Consider the following 10,798-nt stretch of genomic DNA (forward strand, 5'->3'; position numbering starts at 1 on the left):
ATGATGGCCCGGATCTGGCGGCTAGACAGCACGTCGGGAAGCTACGCAGTCAAGGAGTTCCGGGATTTCGTGGATGTCGGCGAGCTGGCGTCCCGGGTCGAGGCGTCGACGCAACTCGCGAACGCAGCACGTGAGTCAGGGGTTGTCGGCCCTCGGGCAGTTCGGGATTCGGCTGGTGAGCTTGTGGGACGAGTCGGGATCGGCGACGATTCCGACGCTGTCTACGCAAGCGTTTCCAAGTGGATTGATGGTCGCCCGCTGCAGCTGACACGCGACGTGTCTGATGCTGCTGCGTGGCTGGGCAGGACAGCGGCGACGATCGAGTGTGCCCCCGACCCGCCTGCTGCCCAATCACTTGACCCATGGTTGATGAACTGGCTAACAACGGTGCCGGCGATATTCGAATGGCAGACAGCGCTGGAACAATCTCGGCGCGCGGACAAGGCGTGGGCCGAGCTGCTGTCGGCTCGGCTCGGTCAGTTGACTCGACTGGCAGAGTCGGTGACACCAGCGACGGACGCGCGTCAGAGTGTGCTGCACCCGGACATGCAACCGAAGAACGTCCTGGTCACCTCGACAGGGTTCGCATTGCTGGATTGGAACGATGCCGCCCGTTGCTCGGTCGATCGCATCCTGGCTCGCACGCTCATCGAGTGGTTCACGCCAGGCGGAGTTAGGCCGGACTTGATCACGGGCTTCATGCGTGCCTACCGGGCCGATGGCGGCCGAGGTGTGATCGAAGACGTTACGGCGTTTGGCTACGCAGTGGCCGCCTTCCTGAACTACCTCTACGAGACTATCCAATCCGAGTTGACCAGCGATCGAGCATCCGGCGATTCATCCGGAGAGCTTGTCGCAGCCCTGACCCGTCCACTCGATACCTCGACCCTGGAAGACGTTCTCGCCGTGGTGCGCGAGATTTCGTGACTGCCTCTGGTGGGAACGCCGGTTGCCCGGTCAACGATCCTCCTACCGTGAGGATGCCTAGTCGTGATCTTGCTGACCGCCGACCGAACGGCTATCGGGCCTTGTCGGGATGGCCGATGGGCGGCAGTGGTTCTTGTGCTGCGTGTCGTGCCGGTGTGAGACTCGGATGGTGTCCGGACTCGATGGGAGCAGCTCCGGGCACGTGCACTGGGCTTGCCGCGGGCGATCGAGGATTTCCCGTGGGGAGTGTCCGTGTTGAAGATCGACTATCCGCAGCGTCGGGGAGCCGATGGCTTCGCGGTCGGACCGATGTTCGTGTGGCTCGGCGTCCGGAAACTGCCTCAGTCTCGTTGAAACTCTCCGACTCCCACGAGGAGGCGGTCGGTGTTTGCCGAGCGGTCCCGACGGCCATGAGCGGCCTTGGCAGGTGGGGCTGGCTGACCATCTCGTTGGACGAGGTCGAATCTGGTCTCCTGGACGACTGGCTGGAAGAGAGCTACCGCAATGTTGCGCCCAGGCCGGTGATGGCCGAATTCGACGCGTATCGATCGAAGCGCTGACGAAGTAGGCAGCTGCCGTGCCCCGCAATCAGTGGCGCGAGTGTGACCTCGAAGGTGCTGGGGCGCCGTGCGCGGGACGTCTGCACCCTGGTGATCCGTTCCGCTGACCGCGATGATCGGGTGAGACCGACCAACAAGGTAGGAGACGCGAGATGGGTTCTTTCATTGGATCAGTCGTTCTGAACGTGTCAAAAGAGCCAGGGACGTCCGAGTTCTGGAAGGGGGCACTTGGCTACGTCGCCCAGGCGAACAACCCAGACTTCCTGGTGCCGCCAGAGTGGGAGCCACCATCTCGCACTCGTGAGGATCACGGTGGTGGTGTTCATCTGCATGTTGACGGCGCGGACAGGATGCATCTGGACTTGTGGGTCAACGCGGGTGAGTCGCTGGACGCTGAGGTTGAGCGGTTGATCGCTCTTGGCGCCCGCTGTGTTGAGTGGGATTACCCGGAAGGGGCGCAGCACGTCGTTCTCGCCGACCCGGCCGGAAACCTGTTCTGTGTCTGCGGCTAACAACCGCTGATGTCACGTCGCCCGGTGAGCTATCCTTTTGCGACACAGCTCGGCGTTCCAGCGGGAACGCGATCACCGGTGGCGGACAGCTAGCGGGGGCTCAAGTGTGGTCTTGCCGATTCGACTTCGTCAGAAGTTTGTGAATGTCGTCACAATGTGTCGATCTGCTTCCCCAGTGCTGGCAGCATCCCGCTATGACCGATGGAGTTCGGAACATTCCGACAACAGCAGAACCGGCGGCCGATCGGGGCCAACGAGCCCTTATTGAGCGGGCCCGGGCGGTCCTCAGCCAGGACGATCGAGTCCTTGGAATCTGGCTTTCGGGCAGCTACGGCCGCGGCGACAGCGACGAGTTCAGCGATGTCGACCTATTCGTCGTAACTGACGCTGCCGATGTCGATGGCTTCTGCCAGGACTGGCCGGGAATCTCCGACGCGATCGCCCCGTCCGTTCTTCGCAAGCAGATTCCGGGTCGACCTGTCTTCACCCAGGTCAGCAGCGATTGGCTCCGCTTCGACCTCGTGGTTGGAACGCCGACAGACATTCCGCGGAGGACGACATCAACTCTTCGACCGCTGTATGACCCGAGCGGTCTCAGCAGTCGGCTCAGCCCGCCCGGTCCACCGAAGCAACCTGATCCCGAACGGGTGGCGTCGTTGACTCAGGAGTTCTTCCGAGTGCTCGGCCTGCTCCCGGTCGTCGTCGGTCGAGGCGAGTACTACGTGGCGGTCAAGGGTGCAGGCATGGCTCTGACGATGTTGGGCGATCTCATGCTCGAAGATGTCGCCGTCGAAGATCGCGGCGGCGCCATGCACCTGACTCGGTTGTTACCTGCCGATCGCTGTCAGACTCTGATGGATCTGCCGGCGATCGAGGCCACGCGTGAGTCAGTGATCGATGCCCATCTCGCCTGTGCCGCCGCCTTTGTGCCGCTCGCGCGTGACCTCTATCGCCGCTGCGAATTGGAATGGCCCGCCGCGATGGAAGACGCCCTGCGGCGGCACCTGGACAAGACACTCGCGATCAAGCTGCCCGGCTGATTGCACGCGATCCGTGTCGCACTGTCGCGGCCGACCCCGTCGAGGCACCAGCGACAGGTCATCGAGACAGTGAACGGCTCCTGCCCGGTGCAGGATCCGCTTGCGAAACGGTTTCATCGGGTTTCGGCGGTGACTTTTCGGTGTTCGTTCATCCACCAGGGCGCCGATCTGGTGAGCAATTCGATGGCCTTGTCATGATCGTCCGGCGTGACGGGTGGGTGGCCGGTCAGCCGGCCCCAGCCGAGCTGGGTGCTGGTGGCCAGTTCGTCGGCGTGGTCGGGGTAGAAGGCGGTGACGACGCGTTGCATGGTCGTCGGGTCACTGGTCCAGCCCGGCCAACGGAACAGGACGCAGGTGAAAGCCAGCCGGACGATGCGCCGACCGACCCGTTGCCGGACGAAGTCTGGCCGTGGCGTCGTCGGATCGGCCAGCGCCGCCGAGAGGCGGGTGAATGCGGCCTGGGTTCCGCTGGTGATGTGGCGTGCCAGTTCGATGGTCGGGTACTGGTCGGGGAGCTCTTCGGCCAGGTCCTGTCCCCACAGCGGGGTGCAGAGGCAGGAGATCTGGAATGCGTTGTCGTATCGCTCCGCTGGGGAGAGCAGTCGAGGACGGTCCGCGACGATGATGCCGACCTCGTTGACCACGTCGGTGTCCTGGTCGAGTTCGGCAGCGAGCCGGCCGATCGCGGCCCGTTCTGTTTCGGTCGGCTCGCTGTGCAGGACTACCTCGAGATCGAGGTCTGACCGGCCGACGACGGCGGTGCCGCGGGGAACGCTGCCGTACAGGTAGATGCTGTGCAGGCGTCGGCCGAGGAGGCGCCGGAGGCCCGACGTAGCTTGGGTTACCAGGGGTGCGAATGCGGCATCGACGCGGTCGAGGTCTCCTTCGCGGCGGATCCGGCCACGCTCGTCCAGTCCGTTATCGAGACCTTCAAGTCCCGACACAGACGTGTTGTGATCAACGTTCGGCGTCACGGATCGACATCGCACCACAACCGGAGTGTCTGCGCGACCCGATTCCTCAACCGGGTCCGGTGGAGGATCCGCTTGCGGGCCGTGCTGCGCAAGGTCTAGAAGTTGGCTTCGATCCACGACTTCACGGCGTGGGTTGCGCGGGGTGCGTCGACCAGCATCAAGGGGCAGTCGTTGACTGTGCCGTGAGTTGTCGTTCCGGCGGCGATCGCTTGGTCGGTCATGGTGGCGACCCATCCGGTGATGTTGAGGTCGTCCCGGTCCCAATAGGGCAGCGTGCCGTAGAAGGTGTCGAGCGTGCGGTATTGCTGCCACACGGTCGTGCCGTCGACAAGGATCGGCATCGTGTACGCGTGGTAGCGCTTGTCCTCGACGTGGGCAATTGCCTCAGCGTGGTGGCAGAGCGTCAGCGTTTTGATCGGGCCGATCATCAAGACTTGGCCATCGGCGGCGACAAGTCTGCCGAGCGGCCCTTCCGGACCCCACGGGTTCTCATCACTGGGGTCGGTCAGCAAGCCGTTCGCCGCAGGCCCGAGCGCTGCGAAGCTGACCTCGGGGTGGTTGCTGCGTTCGGCTCCTGGCCAGGTACGGAGTCGTTCAGGAAAGCGACCGAACTCGCGCCTGGACGCGGAGACCTTCGGGTCGAACGCGGGCTGATCCTCATAAGCCTGCTGCCATTCGGTCGGCCACGATGAGACGTGATAGGGGCTGTCTTCCCAGCCGGTGAAGCCCAGGAGCGTGCCTTCGGGACCGACCGCGTCGCGTAGTGCCCAGACGATGGCGTCCATTCCACCGACCATCCAACCGAGAGCCGACATTTGAACGTGCGCCATGAGCACGCCGCCACGGCGGACGCCAAGATCAGTGAGCGTCCGGGCCAGGTGTGAGCGGGTGACCGGGACATAACCGGACCGAGTAAGCAGCTCCTTCGGTACCAACATGACCAGAACGTTGCCACGGAGCGAGTGAGCGATCGAGCCAATATCCGGCAGCGCGAGGTTTGGCGGACGAGATTGTCGAAGGTCCTGGTGCCCGGTCATGGATCCTGCACCGGGGACCTCCGCGACGTGGTCTCGTGCCCGGAGATCACGCAGCAACCTTCCACCAGGCGAGGTCTCGGGTCCCGCAGAGGGCATGCCACACGGCTGCACCCGGCGGGTGTCGTGACAGCCCGGGGCTCTCAGGGACAAACCCTGTTTGGATCACGCCGCGCGTCCGCGATGATCGAGGCAATGGACAGCAAGCGAAGCCAGATCGGCCGCTTCCTCACAGCCTGGAATCTGCAACTTGAAGGTGGCCGTGGACCACTCCGAGTAGCGAGCTGGCGCGCGTCCGGAGCTCCGACCACGGCGCCCGCATGCTGAAGAGCCCGTTCGATGACGAGGAACAGGCTGGGTCGCGCGTCCTGGCGTGGTGGGACGGCGACGGCGCAGCGGCCCGAACTCAGATCAGACAGTTGACCACTTGCACTTTCACGTGGTGCCCCGATGGGCCGACGACGGGTTGGACGCCTGGGTTCACGGCCAATCAAGGCATGAACTGACGGTGGGTTGGCTGGACGAACTCCGGGGGAGACTGTCAGCTGCGGAGTCCGATCTGAGCTGAAGCCTGCCCGGTGATCGATCTCATCCGGTTGAATGCTCGAAGTTGACCAGTCGAGTGCGTGATCATCTATGGTGCGGTCCAGGGAGGCTGCGATGAGCGATGGCGCTTCGGATGGTTGGACGCGGGCGGCGATGGTGGTCGGGGGCGTGGCCCGCCGTGGTGATGCGGTCTTGCTGGTTCATGAACACACCCTCGGTGGGGAAGGCCCTGATCAGTGGGTGTTACCGGGCGGACGCCTTGAGCCGGGTGAGCTGCTGGATGCCGCAGTCAAGCGAGAGGTCGAAGAGGAGACCGGGCTGGCGGTGAGGTCGGTCGGCTCGCTGGCGTTCGGTACTCAGCACTACGCGCCGGGCCGTGATCAGCCGTTGCTGTTTCTGGCGTTCAATGTCGGTCTTGGCGATGTCACCGAGGACCGGTTCACGCCCGATGATCCTGACGATTTGATCATCGAGGCACGATTTGTGCCCGTGGTAGAGGCAATCGACTTGGTGCTGAGCGCCGGTGTTTTTCCCGGCTCGCTATCGACCGCGGAATTCCTTCGCCAGGAACCTGGCAGTGGACCGATGTTCTCGCTGTGGGATCTGAACCAAGCCGCCGATGGCCCGCTCGCCCGGCTCCCTGCTGGGTGACAGCCTGGCTTGCCACAGCGCGATCGTCGATCTGAACTGGGCGTGTTCGGCTGTCGTCCTATCGGGCATGGCTGATCATCGCCGGGTTGACTCTGCCCGCCAGCCGGATGGAAGGGACCAGGCGCCGCCGCCCCAGGCGTGACTGGCCGGCAGGAGCGGCGCGGGCCATGTTCGGTCCGGCCGGAAGCGGGAGAACTCTTCGCTGAAAGGCACATCGCCACGGCCGAGTTCGTCGAGGATCCGTTCGGCTTCCCGCTCGAGGTGGAGACGTGACGAGGCGTCGACGAGGTGCTGTGAGATCGCGGTCTCGTAGTCGGCTTGGTCTTTCCAGTTCCACGTCCCGTCCGGGTTGATCCACAAGTCCAGGACGAGATCCTTGGTGACCAATCCGTGGGAGGTCGGGTTGATCGGGAGTTGGAAGTCGACGTACCAGCCCAGGAAGTCGCCGTCGTGTGGGTCGAAACCTAGGTTGATCCGGCTCCAACGGCCTGGGCGGAAGATCGACAACTTGCTGGGCGTCTCGGCAAACTCACACGCCTTGGCGGTGAGGGTCTTCAGGGCCAGGAGTTTGCGTTGGTCGCGAGTGAGGCCTTCCGCCTGGGGCAGACCGCGGTTCGTGGCATAGACGGCCAGCGTGCCGGCCGGCACCCAACCGACCAGCAGATCTGGAGTGCTCTGAACGACGCGATGCGGGACCGCAGTCCAGAGGATGCCTTGCCACCGTTCCTCGACCACCACATCGGCCCCGACCGGGTACAGGGGAAGCGCGCTCACTCGGGCACGTTAACGCTGGGCGAATAGAAACAACGATCCGCCCGGTCAGGGGACCCCGCCGCGTGATCACCGGGCACCTCACAAGAGTTTGCGCCCGCCCGGTCATGGATCCGCTTACGATGCGGCATTCTCAGCCGGGACGGTGAGGATCGGTCACAGGGAATTCATTTCGCCGTTCAGCCTGAACGCTGCTGGAATGGCTGGCATGTCGTCGCCGTTGGGGTCGTTTTCACAGTGGCAGCTGTCGCGGCGGAGTACGCCGCATTCGGACTTGGTTGACGTTGTGCTCCGGGCGACAGGGTCGATGCTCGTTGAGGCGAATCGGATTCTGGAGGGCTACTCCAACGAGGTCTACCGAGTCCGTTGTGCTGACGGGCAGGACGTCGTGGTGCGGGTTCTGCGGTTCGATCACGACGTCTCAAGCACGGCTGCGGCGGGAGAGGCTGCGGCGATTGAGAAGGCGCGAGCCGCTGGAGCGCCCGGGCCGGAGATCCTGCTGCTCGACACCGTACGGATCGATGACGTCGAGTTCCCGGTAATGGTGCAGCGGGCCGTTGCGGGTCGGCCGCTTGGCGAGGTGATCGATCGGCTCTCGGAGCGGCAGCGGAATGACGTTCTCGCCGAGATAGGCAGCCTGATTGCGCGCATCAGCCAGGTGCCGGTGGATGGCCGGTGTGACTGGCCGACGGCTATGGCTGCCGAGCTGGCCCACCTGTACGCGGCGCGGGACAAGATCCTGGCCGGCGGATTCGAGGCTTCGGAGTTCGACCGGATTATGGATCTTCTTGAGGGATATGTCGTCGATTTCCCGTGTGAGCAGTGGGTCCTGTGCCACGGGGACCTGAGCCTCAAACACATCTTCGTGACCACCGACGACATCGACGATGCGGCGCGGGTGAGCGGGATCATCGACTTCGGCGATTGGACGCCTGGTGCTCCGGTCCATGACCTTGCGGTGCTCCGGGCGCGTGAGCCGCGGTTGGATTTGGCGCCGCTTCTGGCTGGGTACGGTGCGCCGGCTGATCATGGTTTTCGAAGGCGGCTTGACCTTCACACGCTGATCATTGCGCTCGGTTCACTCGCGTTTGGAGTGGAGGAGGGCGATCAAGCTTGCATCGTGCGGTCAGCTCAGCAAATCCGCATCCTCGTCCGTGACCTCCCAGACACGTAGTCGGCGATCAATGCTGCCCGGTCAAGGGACGCTGCCGCATGATCACCGGGCAATTGCACACGATTAGTTCCCGGCCGGTGAGGGATCCCTTGAGAGCGGGCGATCGCAGGCCCAGCCGGGTGCCCGATGAGGTTGCCCGGACGGACTGCCCGGCACCGGTCGCTACCGGGCGGCCACCAGCTGCATCCGCGGCGGAACCTCTTGCGGAGCCGCCGGTTTTGTGACCGAGGATGATCTGCCCCGGGGCGACACGCCGTGGCGGCGCGATCGTCGGCGACAGAATCAGCGGAGATGGAAGCAGCGATGTTGTCCGGACCAGGATCCGCGTGAGGGTGGGTCGATTAGGTTGCGTTAGGCGGTTCGCTGATGTCGATCGGATCCTTGGGGAGTTCGGCTCCAAGGAGGGTGCTGGTTAGCCTGCCGAGCTGTGGTGGATAGACGGTCTCGGTGGTCGTTGCGAGGTCGGCCAGGTTCCACCAGTCGAAGCCGACGATGGTCTGGGATTCGGCGTCGGTGAGTTCACTCGGGGCTGGCTGGAAGTGCTCGATCCGGTGTAGCAGCCACTTTTCGTGCACCGGGATGATCCGTCCGTTGAATCGGTAGACGTGGTCGCGCCGCCAGACGTGCTGGCCCTGCGGAAGGTGGCGTAGGCCTGTCTCTTCGTATGCTTCGCGCGCTGCAGCATCCTGTAGGGACTCGCCCTCCTCGACGCCGCCACCGACCGGATACCAGCAGTAGGTTCCGGCCTTGGGGTCCCGTGCGTGGATGAGGAGCAGTCTGTCGGTCTGATCAAGGAGAAGCAGTTTCACCGCAAGCCTGGGCATGGCGGTGACGATATCCGCGCCTGCAGACGAAATGGGCGTGCAGTCCTGCACGGGCCGGTCATCGATCCGCTTCGGGTGCCGACGCGTGGTCGCCCCGATCTTGGTGTCCGGTGAGGATCGCCGGGCTGAGAACCCGACGTAGTTCGTCGCAGGTCGGGGCTTAGGTCAGGTGGGCTTCGGCTCCGAGCTTTGCCCGGATTGGTGGATCTATGAAGCCGATCTCGTGAATGAGTCGTTGGATGATTTGATCCGGGGTCTCGTCGACGGTGATGACGCTCTCGTCGTTGAGGCCGAGGAGGTCGCGTTGGTGGTACCAGTCGGCCAGTTTCTCGGCCGGGACGGTGAACGGTTTGGTGTTGTGACGGCGTTGGGTCTCGGCGAGGGGGATGTCGAAGTAGTAGTGCCGGGTGACGCCTCGGTGGTCTTCGGTGAGTTGTCGGAGCATGTCGCCGTAGCGTGCCGCTCCGAAGATGCCGTCGGCGATGACGTGGTAGCCGGCGTCGAGTGTGTAGCGGATGGTGGTGTCGATCAGGCCGATGTTCGGCAGGCCGGGTTGGTCGTGTTCTCGGAGGACGGTTCGGCGGAGGTAGTCCTGTTCGATCCAGGCGATTCCGCGGCCGAGCTGGTCACGCAAGCCTTGGGCGATGGTGGATTTTCCAGATGCTGAGTTTCCCCGCAGCACGACCAGTCTGGTGTCTGGGCTTCCGACCATGTCCGGGACCTTATCCGCCGAAAGCTGGCGGCGGCCTTCATCGATGCGTGTCGCGTCGGACGACGCGGAGGGGGCCAGCGACACGTGATCTGGCCCAACGGGCTCTCTAGTCGCCTGTCATGGGCGACGGAGGCGAAGTGCCAGAAGGGATGGGTGCTGGAGGAGCTCGTTGTATGCGGCTGGGTTGACTTCGCGCAGGGTCTCGGCTGGGCGTGGTTCGACGAGTCGTTCCAGTACGAACCCGGCCGAGAGCACCTCGCTCAGGATGGCCTCCAGCGTCATCCGTTGGTAGTGGATCGTGTGCGTTCCGTCCCGCAGAGCCAAGTCGACCCATTCCTGGGAGAAGTAGGAGTCGTTGAAGCATTGCCAGTCGCTGGTGGGGTGCGTGGTGGAGATGGCGAACCAGCCACCGGGGCGGAGCACGCGGAAAACCTCGCTGAGGAACTTGGTGCGGGATCGAAGGTGGTGCAGCACCAGGGCACAGAGGACGCCGTCGAACGAGCTGTCAGCGAGGGTGTCGAGCGGCTCATCCAGATCGCAGTGTCGGATTTCGGCCCGATCATCGAGTCTGCTTCTGGCGTGCTCGACGAGTGCGGCGCTACCTTCCAACCCCAGTACGGATGCGCCGCGGTCGACCAGACTTGCCGCGTGATGTCCGGCACCACAGCCCGCATCCAGAATCTGCTGGCCGTCGACGTTGCCGATCAGATCGAGCATCGCGGGCCGGTCGATGTAGGCGTTCCAGGTTCCGGTCGCAGCGTTGTCGGCGAAGTAGTCGCCGGTCGGGCCGTGATAGGCCAGATTGGAGGACATACCGCAGTACCTCGGATCTCGACGCAGATTCGCCGGAGCTGCCCGGTCGCGGGACCCCGCGGCCGTGATCACCGGGCACCTCGCGCCTGTCGTCGGGTGCCCGGACCAGGATCCTCTTGCGATGCCCGCCTCGGTCTGGATACTTCTCGATTTTCGTCATACATTAATTGCATGGATGCTGGCGAGACTATCAACGGGAAACCCGTCACCGAAGAGCAGATCGCTGCCTGGGCTGCCGAAGCGGAGGCAGGCTACGACGT

Annotated in this window: 11 protein-coding genes; 5 read left to right on the forward strand and 6 right to left on the reverse strand. The window is 64.0% G+C overall.

Features of this window, described 5'->3' with window-relative positions:
- From IEY07_RS23885 to IEY07_RS24940, 3 genes are all read left to right on the forward strand, one after another.
- Positions 1-927, forward strand: a 927-nt coding sequence (locus IEY07_RS23885) for a phosphotransferase (RefSeq protein WP_188898687.1), incomplete at its 5' end; no start/stop codon positions are given.
- A 712-nt stretch (positions 928-1,639) separates the two neighbouring features.
- On the forward strand, positions 1,640-1,999 hold the full coding sequence (locus tag IEY07_RS23890) for a VOC family protein (protein ID WP_188898689.1): 360 nt from the start codon (positions 1,640-1,642) through the stop codon (positions 1,997-1,999).
- 194 nt (positions 2,000-2,193) lie between these two features.
- Positions 2,194-3,039, forward strand: a complete 846-nt coding sequence (locus IEY07_RS24940) for a nucleotidyltransferase domain-containing protein (protein WP_188898692.1) — start codon at positions 2,194-2,196, stop codon at positions 3,037-3,039.
- A gap of 113 nt (positions 3,040-3,152) precedes the next feature.
- Here the strand turns inward: IEY07_RS24940 and IEY07_RS23900 are convergent, their stop codons facing one another.
- Together IEY07_RS23900 and IEY07_RS23905 are read right to left on the reverse strand one after the other, a co-directional pair.
- The gene (locus IEY07_RS23900) at positions 3,153-3,983 is read right to left on the reverse strand and encodes a nucleotidyltransferase domain-containing protein (RefSeq protein WP_188898694.1); all 831 of its coding nucleotides are present in this window, start codon (positions 3,981-3,983) and stop codon (positions 3,153-3,155) included.
- A gap of 125 nt (positions 3,984-4,108) precedes the next feature.
- Positions 4,109-5,050, reverse strand: coding sequence for an AAC(3) family N-acetyltransferase (locus IEY07_RS23905; protein WP_188898696.1), 942 nt, complete (start codon positions 5,048-5,050; stop codon positions 4,109-4,111).
- 657 nt (positions 5,051-5,707) lie between these two features.
- Here IEY07_RS23905 and IEY07_RS23915 point away from each other — a divergent pair.
- Positions 5,708-6,244, forward strand: a complete 537-nt coding sequence (locus IEY07_RS23915) for an NUDIX domain-containing protein (protein ID WP_188898698.1) — start codon at positions 5,708-5,710, stop codon at positions 6,242-6,244.
- A 75-nt stretch (positions 6,245-6,319) separates the two neighbouring features.
- Here IEY07_RS23915 and IEY07_RS23920 read toward each other — a convergent pair whose 3' ends face one another.
- Positions 6,320-7,018, reverse strand: coding sequence for a ribonuclease FAU-1 family protein (locus IEY07_RS23920; protein ID WP_188898700.1), 699 nt, complete (start codon positions 7,016-7,018; stop codon positions 6,320-6,322).
- Between the two features lie 304 nt (positions 7,019-7,322).
- On the opposite strand from IEY07_RS23920, the gene IEY07_RS23925 reads away from it, so the two are divergent.
- Positions 7,323-8,189, forward strand: a complete 867-nt coding sequence (locus IEY07_RS23925) for a phosphotransferase family protein (protein WP_188898702.1) — start codon at positions 7,323-7,325, stop codon at positions 8,187-8,189.
- A 341-nt stretch (positions 8,190-8,530) separates the two neighbouring features.
- On the opposite strand, the gene IEY07_RS23930 is transcribed toward IEY07_RS23925, so the two are convergent.
- The 3 genes from IEY07_RS23930 to IEY07_RS23940 all read right to left on the reverse strand — a co-directional run bounded on the left by IEY07_RS23930 (position 8,531) and on the right by IEY07_RS23940 (position 10,538).
- On the reverse strand, positions 8,531-9,064 hold the full coding sequence (locus IEY07_RS23930) for an NUDIX hydrolase (RefSeq protein ID WP_188898704.1): 534 nt from the start codon (positions 9,062-9,064) through the stop codon (positions 8,531-8,533).
- Between the two features lie 109 nt (positions 9,065-9,173).
- Positions 9,174-9,725 (reverse strand): AAA family ATPase, encoded by a 552-nt coding sequence (locus IEY07_RS23935; protein ID WP_188898706.1) that lies wholly within the window; start codon positions 9,723-9,725, stop codon positions 9,174-9,176.
- A gap of 117 nt (positions 9,726-9,842) precedes the next feature.
- Positions 9,843-10,538: a class I SAM-dependent methyltransferase gene (locus IEY07_RS23940; RefSeq protein WP_188898708.1), complete on the reverse strand. Its 696-nt coding sequence runs from the start codon at positions 10,536-10,538 to the stop codon at positions 9,843-9,845.
- Positions 10,539-10,798 lie beyond the last annotated feature (260 nt).

This window comes from Microlunatus endophyticus (assembly GCF_014646195.1).
In the GTDB taxonomy this organism is placed as follows: Bacteria; Actinomycetota; Actinomycetes; order Propionibacteriales; family Propionibacteriaceae; genus Microlunatus; species Microlunatus endophyticus.